Genomic DNA, 14,925 nt, shown 5'->3' with positions numbered 1-14,925 from the left:
CGATGTCGTTTTCGTTCAAGACAGGGGCGCTGCGGGTGGGCAAGATGGCGGCCATGAACAACACCGTCAAGACCGTGCCCGAACCGTCCACTAGCCCCACTCGGCCCGCCCTGCCCCCTGGCCCGGCCTGCCGCTGGTTCGGCCTGCCGCAGCTGCGCGCCATGGGGCGCGACTACCTTGGCTTTTTGCAGGGTGTGCAGCGCCAGCATGGCGATGTGGTCTATATGCGGCTGGCGCAGTTCCGCGACTACAGCTTCTTCCACCCCGATGCGGTGCGCGAATTATTGGTGGCCGCGCATGCAGGCCTGATCCGCTGGGAGCGCGGCACCGAGGTGATGGCTGCCGCCCATGGCCACAGCGTGCTGATTGCCGAAGGCCCCGCCTGGCAGCGCAAGCGCCAGATGCTGCAGCCGGGCTTTGCGCCCAAACGGGTGACGGCGCTGGCGCCGCTCATCGTGCAGGCCGGTGAGGCGGCTCTCGCCAAGTGGCCGCAAGCGCATGGCGATACGCCCGTGGTGTTGAACTTTGAACACGCCATGACCGAGCTGACCATGGACGTGATTCTGCGCACCACCTTCAGCTGCAGCGCCACGCCACTGGCCCGCGCCGCCGAGTCCGCCCTGCGCGTGCTCAGCCAAGAGGGCTTCCGCGAGATGTTCTACCCCGTCAGCGCGCCGCTGTGGGCGCCCTGGAAGCGCGCCAAGCGGCAAGCCCTGCGGGTGTTGAATGAGCTGGTGGAGGGCCAGATCGCTGCCCGCCGCCGCTTGCTGGCCGAGGGCCACACCGGGCCGCAAGATTTGCTGAGCATGCTGCTGGATTTGCGTGACGAACAAGGCCAGGCCCTCAGCGACAAAGAGCTGCGCGACGAGTGCATGACCACCTTCTTAGCAGGCCATGAAACCAGCGCCGTGGCGCTCACCTGGTGGGCCTGGTGCATGGCCAGCCACCCGGCGGCGGCCGCGCAGGCCAGCGCCGAAGTTCAGGCTTTGCTGGGCCCTGAGCAACGCGCCCCGGCCTTTGCCGATGTGGCCGCCCTGCCCTATCTGGGGCAAACCATCAAGGAAGCGCTGCGCCTGTTCCCGCCCGCCCCGGCGCTGCTGACACGGCGCTGCACGCAGGCCCTGGACATCGGCCCCTGGCACTTGCCCAAGGGCAGCATGATCCGGCTCACGCCCGGCGTGATGCACCGCGACCCGCGCTGGTTTCCCCAGCCCGATGCCTTCATGCCCGAGCGCTTTGCGGCGGATGCGGCCCACGCCATCCCGCGCGGCGCCTACCTGCCCTTTGGTGCCGGCCCACGCGTCTGCCTGGGCCAGCATTTCGCCATGACCGAAATCACCCTGATCGCGGCCCTGCTGCTGCAACGCTTCCGCTTCTCACCCGTGCCCGGCGCCGAGCCGCCACGGCCGACGCTCAACATCACTTTGCGGCCGCATGAACCCTTGCATCTGCGCTTGCATCGGCGCTTGGATGCTCGGGCTGATTGACGGGCGCCGCCTCGGGCAGGAAAGCCCGGGGCGGGGCAGGCCAAGCAGGGCGATATGCTTGCGGCATCGCCATCAGCCCAGAGCCTCCCGATGCACACGCCTAGCCGCAAGCCCATGACCGCCCCCGCAGCCATCGCCCTCCTCGCTGCCGCCGGCCTGATGGCCGGCTTGGTTCAAGCGGCTGAGCTGCCCAGCGCCGGCCTGCAAAGCTGCCGCGCCCTGACTGAGGCCAAAGCCCGGCTGAGCTGCTACGACGCCCTGGCCGATCAGACGGCCAAGCAGCCCCAAGCGCCAGCAGCCAGCACTGTGCCGTTGGCTGTGGGCACGGCCGCAGCAGCAGCGACATCAAGCACAGCCACAGCCGCCGCCCCGGTCGCCGACACCTTCGGCCTGACGAACAGACCCAAGAACGAACCCAATGTCATCAGCGGCCAGATCGACGGCCTCTTCGAGGGCTGGGGCCCGAACCAGATCATTTATCTGAGCAACGGCCAGGCCTGGCAGGTGATTGATGGCAGCCGCGCCGTGGTCTACCTCAAGAACCCCAAGGTCGAGATCCGCAAAGCGGCCATGGGCAGCTTCATGCTGGAACTCGAGGGCAGCAACGAGACCGCCCGCGTCAAACGCTTGCGCTAATCCGCGTGCGCCTGGCGTAGGCCAGCAAGACCAGCAGCGCCAGCACACAAAAGCCCGCGCCGGCGTAGAAGGTGCTGGGGGCGCCATGCGCGTCCCACAGCCAGCCGGCCGCCGCGCTGGCCAGCAACATGGCCAGGCCGCTGAGCAGATTGAAAAAGCCATAGGCGGTGCCGCGCAGATCGGGCGGGGCCGTGTCGGCCACCAAGGTGGCCAGCAAGCCCTGGGTCATGGCCATATGCACGCCCCACAGGGCCACACCGCACAGCAGCATGGGCCAATGCTCGGCGCGGGCCAGCACCAGATCCGCCGCGATCAGCAGCACCAGGCCGCCCGCCAGCAAGCCGAGCTTGGACTCGCCCAAATGATCTGACAACTTGCCAAAGGGGTAGGCGGCCAGGGCGTAGACAAGATTCATCGCCACCATCACCAGCGGCACCCAGGCCATGGGCACGCCCGTGCGCTGCGCTTGCAGCACCAGAAAAGCCTCGCTGAAGCGCGCCAGGGTGAACAGCGCGGCAATGCCCACCACCCACCAATAGTCGGCACTCAGGCGGCGCAGATTGGCGGGCTTGATCGGGTTGACCCGCGGCGCCGTGCTGCTGCGCGGCGGCTCTTGAACACCGAACAGCAAGAGCAGCACGGCCAGGGCGCCAGGGATCACCGCCAGCCAGAACACGGCGCGGAAGTCATTCGCCCACATCAGCATCAAGCCCACCGCCAGCAGCGGGCCGAGAAAAGCGCCCACCGTGTCGAGTGCCTGCCGCAGGCCAAAGGCGGCACCGCGGATTTGCGGCGGCGTCAGGTCGGCCACCAGCGCATCGCGCGGCGCGCCGCGAATGCCTTTGCCGACCCGGTCGATCAGCCTTGCCGTCACCACCAAGCCCATGCCCGGCGCCAGCGCGAACAGCGGCTTGCTGAGCGCGCCCAGGCCATAGCCCAGCAGCGCCAGGCCTTTGCGGCGACCCAGGTAATCACTCAAGACACCGGAGAACACTTTGACGATCAAGGCCGTGGCCTCGGCCATGCCTTCGATCAGGCCCACAGTCAGGGCGCTGGCGCCCAGGCCGCTCACCATGAACAGCGGCAGCAAGCTGTGGATCATTTCGGAGGAAACGTCCATCAGCAAGCTGACAAAGCCCAGCACCCAGATGCTGGCGGGGATGCGGCGCAGTTGTTGGGCGTCCAGTGGTTTCATGAGGCCGGTGCTGCGCGCTGGATGCGGCCTGGCTTAGCCCAGCAAGGCCTTGGCGTGGTGCCTGAGGTGGTCCTCAACAAAGCTGGCGATGAAGTAATAGCCGTGGTCATAGCCCAGATGCCAGCGCATCGTCACCGGCTGGCCGCGGGTCTGGCAGGCGGCTTCGAAGCGCTCGGGCAGCAGCTGCATTTCCAGTAGGAATTTGTCGGCCATGCCCTGGTCGATCAAGATGCCGGCGGGGAACAGCACGCCTGCTCCGGGCGCCTGCAGCATCAAGGCACTGGCATCGTGCGCGTCCCAGCTGGCGGTGTCCGGCCCCAGATAGCCGCTGAAGGCTTTCTGGCCCCAAGCACATTGGCTGGGCGCGGCGATGGGGGCAAACGCCGAGACCGAGCGGAACTTGTCGGGGTGGCGCAAGGCCAAGGTCAAGGCCCCGTGGCCGCCCATGGAGTGACCAAAAATGCCCACCTTGTCGGCCGGCAACTGCAAGGCGGCCAGCACCTGGGGCAGCAACTCCTCGGTGATATAGCTCTCCATGCGCCAATGGCGGGCCCAGGGTTCGGCGGTGGCATCGAGATAGAAACCGGCACCGACTCCAAAGTCCCAATGCTCGGCCTCACCCGGCACATTGGCGCCGCGCGGGCTGGTGTCGGGCATCAGCAGCGCCAGGCCCAGCTCAGCGGCCACGCGCTGCGCGCCGGCCTTCATGGTGAAGGTTTCCTCGGTGCAGGTCAGGCCGGCCAGAAAGATCAGCAGGCCTTTGGGTGCGGGCGGCACGAACAAGGCGAAGCGCATCGGCAGGCCGATGACTTCGGAGTCATGGCGGCAAAACTGCTGCTGCCCGCCGAAGCTGGCATGGGTGGAGATCGGCTCAAACATGGGCTTAGAACTCGACCACCGAGCGGATGGATTCACCGCGCTTCATCAGATCGAAGCCTTCGTTGATGCGCTCCAGCGGCAGCTTGTGGGTGATCAGCTCGTCGATCTTGAGCTTGCCTTCCATATACCAATCAACGATCTTGGGCACATCGGTGCGGCCGCGCGCGCCGCCGAAGGCACTGCCTTCCCATTTGCGGCCGGTGACCAGTTGGAAGGGCCGGGTGCTGATTTCAGCGCCGGCCTCGGCCACGCCGATGATGATGCTGCGGCCCCAGCCCTTGTGGGTGCACTCCAGCGCGTCGCGCATGACCTTGGTATTGCCGATGCACTCAAAGGAATAGTCCGCGCCGCCGTCGGTGAGTTGAACAATCGCGTCCACCACGTTGGCGTGTTCCTTGGGGTTGATGAAGTGGGTCATGCCGAACTGGCGGGCCAGGGCCTCGCGCTCGGGGTTCAGGTCCACGCCGATGATTTTGTCGGCCCCCACCATCTTGGCGCCCTGGATCACATTCAGGCCAATGCCGCCCAGACCAAACACCACCACATTGGCGCCGGCCTCGACCTTGGCGGTGAACAGCACGGCACCCACGCCGGTGGTCACGCCGCAGCCGATGTAGCAGACCTTGTCAAAAGGCGCGTCCTCGCGAATCTTGGCCAGGGCGATGCCGGGCACAACGATGTGATTGGCGAAGGTGGAGGTGCCCATGTAGTGAAAGATCGGCTTGCCGTCGATGGAAAAGCGCGAGCTGCCATCGGGCATCAGGCCCTTGCCCTGGGTCGGGCGGATGGCCTGGCAGAGATTGGTTTTGCGCGAGAGGCAGAACTTGCACTGCCGGCACTCGGGCGTGTAGAGCGGAATGACGTGGTCGCCGGGCTTGAGCCAGGTGACGCCCTCGCCCACTTCCAGCACGATGCCCGCGCCCTCGTGGCCCAGGATGGCGGGGAAGATGCCCTCCGGGTCGGCGCCGGAGAGGGTGTAGTAATCGGTGTGGCAGATGCCGGTGGCTTTAACTTCCACCAGGACTTCGCCGGCGCGCGGGCCGTCGAGCTGCACGGTTTCAATCGTCAAGGGGGCACCGGCTTTCCAGGCCACGGCTGCGCGGGTGGTGATCATGGTGGGAGGCTTTCTTTGTGAAGGACTTTGGGGGAGGAGAAGCGCGGCGCAGGCCAGACGGGACATGCCCGTGGCGCCTGGGCCTGCGAATGGCGCAGAGCATAAACCGCAGGCCGCGGCTGTGCTGACCGCGGGTCATTCTTAACGTGGGGGTCAGCCCGTCAGTTCAGCGCTGGCGGGCCGGCTCGGGCGGCATGGCGGTTTGCAGGCGCTGCATGGCCTCGCTCAGCAAGGCAGCCTCGCGCTGGCACAGGCCCAGGCGGCGCAGCAACCAGGGGCTGAGGTCTTGCTGGCTCAGGTGCTCGGGCCAGACTTCGTCTTCCAAGGGCGTGCTCAGGCGCTCGGCAGCGGCCGAGCTTTCCGCTGCGGCAAGGTCGGAGGCGCCTGCCAGGCTTTCAGCGTTTGTGGACGATCCCGGCGCCGGCAGGCCTGGCTGTTGCAAGGCCTGCAGCAGCGCGGCCAGGCTCAGCTGCAAGGCGGCCGGGCTCTGGGTCGGGTCCAGGCGCTCGCGGCGCCGGCTGAGCAGTTGTTGCAAGGCACCCAGCAAAGCCATCAGCCGGTAACCATGGCTCAGCACCGCTTCAATCTCGGGCTCGGGCAGGCGCACGCTGCGCGGCTCCACCCGTGTGCGCTGGGCCGCTGCGGCCAGCGCCGCCAAGGCCGTGTAGGCCTGTTGGCGACTCAGGCGCTGAGCCAGTTGCTGGGCTTGCGTCGGCGCCCATTGCAAGACATTGCGCGCATGCCGGCCCAGGGCCAGGCGCAACTGGCCGTTGAGGCGCTGCAGGCTGCGGCGCTCCCAAGAAGGCAGCACAAAGCAAAACGCCCAGGCCAGCAAGGCGCCGATGACCGTATCCGCCAGGCGCTCACCCACCGCCGGTTGGGTGCCAGCTGCCAGCAGCAAGGGTTGCAGCAAGGCCATCAAAGTGGCCGCGGTGGCCGCCACCCGGTAGCGTTGATTCACATAGGCATGGGCCACGCCCACCGCCACCAAAAAGCTCAAGGCCAAGATGCCGTGCCCGGCACCCAGGCGCGTTGCTTGCGCCAGGGCCAGCACCAGCAGGCAACCGATAACGGTGCCGATGATGCGGTCGTTGCGGCGCGACAAGGTCTGCTCCAAATTGCCGCGCAGCACCACCGACACGCTCAGCACCAACCAATGCGGGTGGGCCGCCCAGGGCAACATCAACCCTAAGGCATAGGCCAGCGACAGCGCCAAGCCGCCGCGCAAAGCATGGCGCATCACGCTGGACTGCAGGCTCAGATGGGGTTTGAGCGCCGCCAGCGGCCAGCCCTCGGGCGAGACGAAAAGCTGCAACTGCTCACGCGTCCAGGCGCTGGCCCGGTCAGGCTGGCGGCAGCGCGCCACCATCGCGGCGATGTCGTCAAACATATGGCCGATGCGGCTTTGCAAAGCGTCCACCAAGTGGAGGCGAGCATCTCCCGCCGGCGCCTGAACACTAGCCAGGCGGGCGGCCAGATCCGCACGCCAAAGCGCTGGCGATTGCTGGGGCGAGACCTCCGGCAAAGGCGCGCCGCGGTCCACATGCGCCGCCAGTTCTTCCAACGCCGCAGCCAGCGGCAGCAAGGTGTCGGCCAGGGCATGGCGCCAAGCCAGGGCGGCCGCATCGTCGCCCAGCAAATGCAGATCCAGCCGGCTGGCCAACAACAAGTCACGCAGCTCGATCAGGCCCAGCACCAGATCGATCTGACGCCGGCTGTGGGCCGAGGGCTGGGCGGCAAAAACCTGATCGCGGGCCGCTTGTAAGGCTTCGGCCAGCAGCACATCGTCAGCAATCGAAGCGCGGATGCCGGCCTCGGCCAGCGGCACATCGCCGCGAATACGCTCGGCGCGTGAACGCAGGCGCCGCACCGCGGCACGCATGGCCGCGGCCACCGCCAGTTCGCGGTAGCGGCGGCGCAGCAACACGGCCATGAATCGCGCCCACACCGCATAGCTGAGCGCACCGGCCGCCACCCAGGCGGCGTGGATCAGGGCATCCAGCGGCGTGGCCGGCGCCTCCCAGGCCATGGCAAACACCAGCGCCAACACGCCGGTGAACGACAGCGGCCCGGCGCGTGCGCCCCAGGCCATGCTCAGCAAGCTGGCAAAGGCGATCAGCGCGATCAGCAGCGTCATCGCCAGCGGTGACGCCCGCAGCAAGCCCACCGACAAGCTCACCAGGGCGGCAACCAAGGCAGCCGGCAAGACCCGCATCAAGACCCGCTGCGGCGGATTAGGCACATCCGGCAAGCTGGCGCAAACCGCGCCACCGGCTGCCGCCAAACCGACCGGCAGGCCCAGCAGCAGGCTGAACAGCGCCTGCACCGTCGCCACACCTAGCGCCACGCCGATGCCGTTGATGTGGGCAGCCGTCAGGTGCCGGGCGAGGGGAAGCTGTCGCAGCATGGCCTCAGGGCTTCAACTTTGCAGCGAAGCAAACGGCAGCAGCCGCATCAGAGGCTGCGCTCCAAGGCATCGACGAACATCTTGGCGACGTCGAAGCCGGTCTGGTCGGTGATTTCCTGGAAGCAGGTGGGGCTGGTGACATTGATCTCGGTGAGGCAGTCGCCAATCACATCCAGGCCCACCAAGAGCAGGCCGCGCTGGGCCAGGATGGGGCCCACGGCTTCGGCAATTTCACGGTCACGCGCGCTGATCGGCTGGGCCACGCCCTTGCCGCCGGCAGCCAAGTTGCCACGCACCTCTCCGCCTTGCGGAATGCGCGCCAGGCAGAAAGGCACCACCTCGCCGCCAATCACCAGCACGCGCTTGTCGCCCTGGCTGATGGCGGGCAAATAGCGCTGCACCATGATGGTTTCGGCGCCGTCCTTGTTGAGCGTTTCGATGATGGCGCCGAGGTTGAGCCCGTCCGCGCCAACACGGAAGATGCCAGTGCCGCCCATGCCGTCCAGGGGCTTGAGGATGATGTCTTTGTGCTCGGCATGGAAGGCGCGCACCACCTCGGCCGAGCGAGTCACCAAGGTGGGCGTGCAGTACTGCGGGAACTCCATCAGCGCCAGCTTTTCGGGGTGATCGCGCAGCGCCGCGGGCTTGTTGAAGACGCGCGCGCCCTCGCGCTCGGCCTGGCCCAGCAAGTGGGTGGCGTAGAAGAACTCGCTGTCGAAAGGCGGGTCCTTGCGCATCACGATGGCGTCGGTTTCGGCCAGCACCAGCTCCTGCGTGGCGGCCACGCTGTACCAGTCTTTCGCGTCGCCGGTCAGGGTCAGGGCGCGCGCGTTGCGGGCGAGCACACGGCCGCCGCTGCGCCACACCAGATCGGGCACCTCGCAGGCCCAGATCTCATGGCCGCGTTTGGCGGCCTCGCGCATCATGGCGAAGGTGGAGTCCTTGTAAGTCTTGAAGGTCTCGATCGGGTCGGCAACGAACAGCAGTTTCATGGCAATAGCTTCCAGTCAATCATTCAATCAGTCTTTATCTCGAACGCAAGTGTTGCACCAATAGCGCCACACTGCCGGCCACCACGCCCCAGAATGCCGAGCCGATGCCGAGCAGATTCAGGCCGGAGAGCGTGACCAGAAAGGTCAGGATGGCGGCGTCGCGGTGCTTTTCTTCCTTCAGCGCGGCGCTCAGGCCGCCGGCGATGGTGCCCAGCAAAGCCAGGCCGGCAATCGCCGCCACCAACTCACGCGGAAAGGCCACCAGCAAGCCCACCACCGCGCCACCGGCCAGGCCCACGGCAATGTAGAACACCCCGGCCGCGCAAGCGGCCAGGTAGCGGCGGCGCGGGTCGGCATGCGCCTCGGGGCCCATGCAGATCGCCGCCGTGATGGCCGCGAGGTTGAAGGCATAGCCACCGAAGGGCGCCAGCAGCAGGCTGGCAAGACCTGTCACCGTGATGCTGCGCGACACCGGCGCGCGATAGCCCGAGGCCCGCTGCGCGGCCACGCCGGGCAGGTTTTGCGAGGCCATGGTGACGAGGAAGAGCGGCAGCGCCACACCGATCAGGGCCGCCACGCTAAAGGCCGGCGTGGTCCAGACCGGTTGCGCCCAAGCCCATTCCACCGCGCCCCAATGCAAGCGCCCTTGCCCGGCGGCCACCGCCACGCCCACCAGCAAAACGCCCGGCACCGCATAGCGCGGCCACAGGCGCTTGCCCAGCAGATAGGCCGCAGCCATGCTCAGCACCAGCAGGGGCGCGGTCTTAACGGTCAAGACCGCGTCCAGGCCGAAACGCGCCAGCACCCCGGCCAGCAGGGCCGAGGCCACGGCCAGCGGGATGCGGTCCATCAAACGTTCGAACCAACCGGTGATGCCGAACAAGATGATCAAAGCGGCGCAGACCAAGAAGGCGCCAATCGCCTCGGCCATGGGGATGCCGGAGGTTGCTGCGATCAGCGCCGCGCCGGGCGTGGACCAGGCGGTCAGCACCGGCTGGCGGCTCCACAAGGACAATCCCAGGCTGGTGAAGCCCATGCCCAGGCCCAAGGCCCACATCCAGGAACTGGTTTGCGCCGGCGTGGCGCCCAGCGCCTGCGCGGCCTGGAACACGATGGCCACCGAACTGGTGAAGCCCACCAAAACCGCTACAAAACCAGCCACCACAGCCGAAACAGAAAGATCGCGAAGCCAGCTTGTCATGCCCGCCAGCATAGCGAAGGCTTTCGCACAGCGCAGTTCTACTGATTCCCGACCCCACGCCTTGCTGCCAAACTGACGCCTATGTGCCGATTTCTTGCTTATCTGGGTGAGTCGATTTTTCTGGAAGAGTTGGTCTGCACGCCGCGCCACTCGCTGGTGCGCCAGTCGCTGCGGGCCGATGAGGCCAAGGCAGTCACCAACGGTGACGGCTTCGGCATCGGCTGGTATGGCGAACGCAGCAGCCCCGGCATTTACCGCGAGGTGATGCCCGCCTGGTCAGACGAAAACCTACTCGCCCTGTGCAGCAATGTGCGCTCACCGCTGTTCTTTGCCCATGTGCGCGCCGCCACCGGCACCGGCATCGCGCGGCAGAACTGCCACCCTTTTCACTACGGCCCCTATCTCTTCATGCACAACGGCCAGATTGGCGGTTATGGCCAGTTGCGCCGTGCGATGGAGTCGCGCCTATCCGATCATCTCTATGCCCACCGCCAGGGTGCGACCGACTCGGAACTGCTGTTCCTGATGATCATCAACCGCATGGAAATGGGCGACAGCATCACCCAGGCTGTGGGCCAAGTGCTCAACGAGACGCTGGCGATGATGCATGTGCTGGGCATCGACCAGCCCCTGCGCTTTTCGGCCGCGCTGGCCGATGGCAAGTCCATTCACGCCTTCCGCTTTTCCAGCGATAAGCGCGCCCCTACCCTCTATCTTCATCGGCATGGCGAGCTTGGCCATGTGATTGCCTCGGAGCCGCTGGAAGGCGAGCATGAGGGCTGGGAGTTGATTCCGCAGGGCATGGTGGTGCACTTATCGGAAGAGGGGCAGCGCAGCGAGGCGCTGGCTTAAACCGAGCTGGGCGCGGGCTTCAGTTGGAGACAGCGCTACTCAGGCGCCCAACCCTCGGGCGGTCTGTCCCGCAAAGCGTCTAGTCAGTTGGGGACTTCGTCCGGACCCAATCAGGCCCTGCGGCCTGATTGGCGCCTGACGGAGGCTTGGCCGCCTGCCAGCGGCCAAGCAGAGCTACTCGGGGGTACCCTCGGGCGGTCTGTCCCGCAAGACTTCTGATCAGTTGGGGACAGAGCTACTCGGGGGTACCCCCCTCGGGCGGTCTGTCCCGCAAAGCTATTAGATTTGCACTTTGGAGCCCAGCTCCACAATCCGGTTGGCGGGCAGGTGCAGGAAGTCGGCCGCGGCCGCCGCGTTGCGGTGCATGCTGGCGAAGAGCTTTTCGCGCCACAAGGCCATGCCGCTGCCGATGGTGGGAATGACGATGTCGCGGGACAGGAAATAGCTGGTTTCCATATCGTCCAGCTGCACATCATGCTTGGCCAACAGCGTCAGCGCGGCGGGCACATCGGGTTCGTCCTTGAAGCCGAAGTTCAGGCTGACCTGCCAGCAGCGATTGCCCAGCTCCTCGATATGAACCCGCTCCGCTGCCGTCACCCAGGGCACTTCGTGGTGTTTGACGGTGACGAAGATATTCTGCTCGTGCAGCACCTTGTTGTGCTTGAGGTTGTGCAGCAAGGCATTAGGTGTCGTGCCCGGCTCGGCGGACAAGAACACGGCCGAGCCCACCACGCGGTGCGGCGGGCTGATGAAGACCGCGTCGAGAAAGCTCTTCAGGTCGATCGCGTCTTCACGCAGCTTGTCGCTGAGCAAGCGCCGGCCCTGCTTCCAGGTCAGCATGACGGTGAACACCGCGCCCGCAATCGCCAGCGTGAACCAGCCGCCCGAGAACACCTTGAGGACGTTGGAGGACAGGAACACCAGCTCAATCGACAAGAAGAAGGCGGTGGCGCCATAGCAAAGCCAAGCCGGGTACTTCCAGAGGTAGCGGATAACGAAGAAGGTCATCAAGGTGGTCAGCACCATGGTGGCCGTGACCGCAATGCCGTAGGCCGTGGCCAGCGCAGAGGAGGAGCCGAACAAGGCCACAGCCGCCACGATGGCACCGAACTGCATCCAATTGACCGCCGGAATGTAGATCTGGCCGGTTTCCTTGATGGAGGTGTGAATCACCCGCATGCGCGGCAGATAGCCCAGCTGAATCGCCTGCTTGGTAACCGAGAAGGTGCCGGAAATGGTGGCTTGCGAGGCAATCACTGTGGCCATGGTGGCCAGGCCCACCATGGGCAGAAGCAAGCCCTCGGGCACCATCAGGAAGAAGGGGTTCTCTACCGCCGCGGGATTGGACAGCAGCAGCGCGCCCTGGCCGAAATAGTTCAACAACAAGGCCGGCCAGACCAGGCCGAACCAGGCCAGACGGATGGGCTTGGGACCGAAGTGGCCCATATCGGCATACAAGGCCTCGGCACCGGTGACCGACAGAAACACCGCGCCCAGCACCACCAGCGTGACATGGCCGTGGGTCAAGGCGAACTCCAGCGCCAGCAGCGGGTTGATGGCGGCCAGCACGGCCGGCTCACGCAGAATCCAGACCACACCGAAGTAGGCAATCACCAAGAACCAGATCAGGGTGATGGGGCCAAACACCACGCCCATGGCGCCGGTGCCGTGCTTTTGAATGGCGTAGAGGCCGAACAAAATACCCAAAGTGATGGGCACTACATAGGGCTTGAAAGCCGGCGTGGCCAACTCCAGGCCTTCGATCGCGGACAAGACCGAAATCGCCGGGGTGATTACGCCGTCGCCATAAAACATGGCCGCGCCCAGGATGCCCATCAAGAGCAGGGCCAGCTTCAAACGCGGCCGGTCTGCCACCGCGGTGCCGGCCAGCGCCAGCAAGGCCATGGTGCCGCCTTCGCCCTTGTTGTTGGCCCGCATGATCAAGGTGACGTATTTCAAGGACACGACGATGGTCAGAGTCCAGAACACCAGCGACAAGATGCCGATGATATTGGCCGGTGTGAGCGGCACATGGCCCGCGTTGAACACCTCTTTCAAGGCATAGAGCGGGCTGGTACCGATGTCGCCGTAAACGACGCCGAGCGCCCCCAGGGTCAAGCCAGCCAAAGCCGATTTGCCGTGCGCAGTAGTTTCAGAACTCACAGATGGGTACGGCGCCGCAAGGCGCCGTCTTGATCGAAAACAGGCATTCTGCGCCTTGTTTTGCTGCACCGCATCAAATTCGACTGATATGGCCCGGCAGCCGCAAAGGTGCGGCAGCGAGCGCGGCGGCGGCACTCAGGCGCTTGTGCAATCAGATTTCGACCTTAGACCCCAGCTCCACGATCCGGTTGGTGGGTAGGTGCAAGAAGTCAGCCGCTGCCGCCGCATTGCGGTGCATATTGGCGAACAGCTTCTCGCGCCACAGCGCCATGCCGCTGCCGATGGTGGGGATGACGATGTCCCGCGACAGGAAGTAGCTCGTCTCCATCTCTTCCATCATCACCCCATGCTGGCGCAAGAGCTGCAGGGCCTCAGGCACATCCGGCTCATTCATGAAACCGAAATGCAGGCTGACCGTCCAGCAGTCATGGCCCAGGCTATCAAAGCTCAGGCGCTTCTCGGGCGCCACCCAGGGCACTTCATGATGCTTGACGGTCACAAACAGGTTCTGTGCATGCAAGATCTTGTTGTGCTTGAGGTTGTGCATCAAGGCGTTCGGCGTCACGCCAGCCTCTGCCGCCAAGAACACCGCCGTGCCCGGCACCCGCAACGGCGGGCTGATAAAGATGGCCTCCAGAAAGCTCTTCAGCTCAATGGCATCGTCACGCAGCCGGTTGCTGAGCAGGCGCCGCCCCTGCTTCCAGGTCAGCATCAAGGTGAACATGGCAATGCCAATCATCAGCGGGAACCAGCCGCCGGCCACCAGCTTGAGCATATTGGAGGCAAGGAAGGTCAGGTCGATGACGAAGAAAAAGCCGGTGGCCAGAAGGCATAGCGGCAAGGGGTACTTCCAGCCGTGACGAATGACGAAGAAGGTCATCACCGTGGTGATGGTCATGTCGATGGTGACGGCAATGCCGTAAGCGCCCGCCAGCTTGCTGGAGGAGCCGAACAAAACCACCGCCAAGACGATGAAAACAAACAGGCCCCAGTTCACAAAGGGCACATAGATCTGCCCGGTGTCACGCACCGAGGTGTGCAGGATGCGCATGCGCGGCAGCAAACCCAGTTGCACCGCCTGCTTGGTGACCGAAAACGCGGCCGTGATCAAGGCCTGTGAGGCCACGATGGCCGCCAGCGTGGCCAGTACGAACAAGGGGATCTCGGCCCAGCTCGGTGCCAGCAAAAAGAAGGGGTTCTTGATGCCCTCGGGGTTGTCCAACAGCATCGCTCCTTGGCCGAAATAGTTGATCACCAGCGAAGGCATGACGATGCCGTACCAGGCGATGCGGATCGGCTTTTTGCCAAAGTGGCCCAAGTCGGCATACAGGGCTTCACCACCGGTGACCACCAGCACCACAGCGCCCAGGGCAATGAAAGCCACCAGCTTGTGGGTCATACAAAAGTGCCAGGCATAGGCGGGGTTGATGGCCGCCAAGACCTGCGGGTTCTCCACCACATGCGGCAGGCCCAGTAGCGCCAGGCTGACAAACCACAGCACCATCACCGGGCCGAAGGCCTTGCCGATGCCGCCCGTGCCCATGCGCTGCACGGCAAACAAGCCCGCCAGCACCAGCAGTGTCAGCGGCAGGATGGCCTCATGGAACTGCGGCGCGTAGACATCAATGCCCTCCACCGCACCCAAGACCGTCATGGCCGGGGTGATGACCGCGTCCCCGTAAAAGATCGCGGTGCCGAACATGCCGACCAGCATCAAGCGGCGCCGTAGCGCCGGCTTGCCGTTCACCGCATTGGTGGCCAGCGCCAGCATGGCGATCAAGCCGCCTTCGCCGTTGTTGTCGGCGCGCAGAATCAGCAACACGTACTTGAGCGAGACGATGATGGTCATCGTCCAGAACAGCAGCGAAAGCACGCCCAGAATGTTGTCGGGCGTCGGCGCCACATGGCCGCCATGGAACACCTCTTTCAAGGCGTACAGCGGGCTGGTACCAATGTCGCCGTAAACGACGCCCAAGGCCCCCAGGGTCAAACCGGCCAT

11 protein-coding genes are annotated in these 14,925 nt (G+C 65.4%); 3 read left to right on the top strand and 8 right to left on the bottom strand.

Going from position 1 to position 14,925, the window contains the following annotated elements; translation table 11 throughout:
- Window positions 1-2: 2 nt before the first annotated feature.
- On the top strand, window positions 3-1,487 hold the full coding sequence (locus AABB87_RS14775) for a cytochrome P450 (protein ID WP_341971944.1): 1,485 nt from the start codon (window positions 3-5) through the stop codon (window positions 1,485-1,487).
- A gap of 114 nt (window positions 1,488-1,601) precedes the next feature.
- Window positions 1,602-2,123: a hypothetical protein gene (locus AABB87_RS14770; protein ID WP_341971943.1), complete on the top strand. Its 522-nt coding sequence runs from the start codon at window positions 1,602-1,604 to the stop codon at window positions 2,121-2,123.
- On the opposite strand, the gene AABB87_RS14765 is transcribed toward AABB87_RS14770, so the two are convergent.
- The 6 genes from AABB87_RS14765 to AABB87_RS14740 form a co-directional block, all read right to left on the bottom strand.
- Complete coding sequence (locus AABB87_RS14765; RefSeq protein WP_341971942.1) at window positions 2,107-3,318, bottom strand: MFS transporter; 1,212 nt, start codon at window positions 3,316-3,318, stop codon at window positions 2,107-2,109. The two genes, AABB87_RS14770 and AABB87_RS14765, sit on opposite strands and share 17 nt — an antisense overlap.
- 33 nt (window positions 3,319-3,351) lie before the next feature.
- A complete protein-coding gene (fghA, locus tag AABB87_RS14760) occupies window positions 3,352-4,197 on the bottom strand; it encodes an S-formylglutathione hydrolase (RefSeq protein WP_341971941.1) in 846 nt (281 codons plus the stop codon).
- Between the two features lie 4 nt (window positions 4,198-4,201).
- Window positions 4,202-5,308 carry an S-(hydroxymethyl)glutathione dehydrogenase/class III alcohol dehydrogenase gene (locus tag AABB87_RS14755; protein WP_058722514.1) on the bottom strand — a complete coding sequence of 369 codons (1,107 nt, stop codon included), beginning with the start codon at window positions 5,306-5,308 and terminating at the stop codon, window positions 4,202-4,204.
- Between the two features lie 169 nt (window positions 5,309-5,477).
- Complete coding sequence (locus AABB87_RS14750) at window positions 5,478-7,718, bottom strand: FUSC family protein (protein ID WP_341971940.1); 2,241 nt, start codon at window positions 7,716-7,718, stop codon at window positions 5,478-5,480.
- A gap of 47 nt (window positions 7,719-7,765) precedes the next feature.
- A complete protein-coding gene (gshB, locus tag AABB87_RS14745) occupies window positions 7,766-8,710 on the bottom strand; it encodes a glutathione synthase (protein ID WP_341971937.1) in 945 nt (314 codons plus the stop codon).
- A 34-nt stretch (window positions 8,711-8,744) separates the two neighbouring features.
- On the bottom strand, window positions 8,745-9,911 hold the full coding sequence (locus AABB87_RS14740; RefSeq protein WP_341971936.1) for a benzoate/H(+) symporter BenE family transporter: 1,167 nt from the start codon (window positions 9,909-9,911) through the stop codon (window positions 8,745-8,747).
- An 81-nt stretch (window positions 9,912-9,992) separates the two neighbouring features.
- Between AABB87_RS14740 and AABB87_RS14735 the strand changes: the two genes are divergently transcribed.
- Window positions 9,993-10,763, top strand: coding sequence for a class II glutamine amidotransferase (locus AABB87_RS14735; protein ID WP_341971935.1), 771 nt, complete (start codon window positions 9,993-9,995; stop codon window positions 10,761-10,763).
- Window positions 10,764-11,042: 279 nt separating this feature from the next.
- On the opposite strand, the gene AABB87_RS14730 is transcribed toward AABB87_RS14735, so the two are convergent.
- On the bottom strand, window positions 11,043-12,926 hold the full coding sequence (locus AABB87_RS14730) for a potassium transporter Kup (RefSeq protein ID WP_341971934.1): 1,884 nt from the start codon (window positions 12,924-12,926) through the stop codon (window positions 11,043-11,045).
- Between the two features lie 151 nt (window positions 12,927-13,077).
- The gene (locus AABB87_RS14725; protein WP_341972094.1) at window positions 13,078-14,925 is read right to left on the bottom strand and encodes a potassium transporter Kup; all 1,848 of its coding nucleotides are present in this window, start codon (window positions 14,923-14,925) and stop codon (window positions 13,078-13,080) included.

Origin of the sequence: Roseateles sp. PN1 (assembly GCF_038419725.1) — a bacterium.
In the GTDB taxonomy this organism is placed as follows: domain Bacteria; phylum Pseudomonadota; class Gammaproteobacteria; order Burkholderiales; family Burkholderiaceae_C; genus Paucibacter_A.
The sequence above is the reverse complement of the archived record's forward strand: the minus strand, read 5'-3'. Positions and strand labels throughout refer to the sequence as shown.

Excerpts from the sequence above, each read along its gene's own strand:
- gshB (WP_341971937.1), bottom strand. The coding sequence starts at position 8,710 with ATGAAACTGCTGTTCGTTGCCGACCCGATCGAGACCTTCAAGACTTAC.
- AABB87_RS14775 (WP_341971944.1), top strand. The coding sequence starts at position 3 with ATGTCGTTTTCGTTCAAGACAGGGGCGCTGCGGGTGGGCAAGATGGCG.
- AABB87_RS14725 (WP_341972094.1), bottom strand. The coding sequence starts at position 14,925 with ATGGCCGGTTTGACCCTGGGGGCCTTGGGCGTCGTTTACGGCGACATT.
- AABB87_RS14770 (WP_341971943.1), top strand. The coding sequence starts at position 1,602 with ATGACCGCCCCCGCAGCCATCGCCCTCCTCGCTGCCGCCGGCCTGATG.
- AABB87_RS14750 (WP_341971940.1), bottom strand. The coding sequence starts at position 7,718 with ATGCTGCGACAGCTTCCCCTCGCCCGGCACCTGACGGCTGCCCACATC.
- AABB87_RS14740 (WP_341971936.1), bottom strand. The coding sequence starts at position 9,911 with ATGACAAGCTGGCTTCGCGATCTTTCTGTTTCGGCTGTGGTGGCTGGT.
- AABB87_RS14735 (WP_341971935.1), top strand. The coding sequence starts at position 9,993 with ATGTGCCGATTTCTTGCTTATCTGGGTGAGTCGATTTTTCTGGAAGAG.
- AABB87_RS14765 (WP_341971942.1), bottom strand. The coding sequence starts at position 3,318 with ATGAAACCACTGGACGCCCAACAACTGCGCCGCATCCCCGCCAGCATC.
- fghA (WP_341971941.1), bottom strand. The coding sequence starts at position 4,197 with ATGTTTGAGCCGATCTCCACCCATGCCAGCTTCGGCGGGCAGCAGCAG.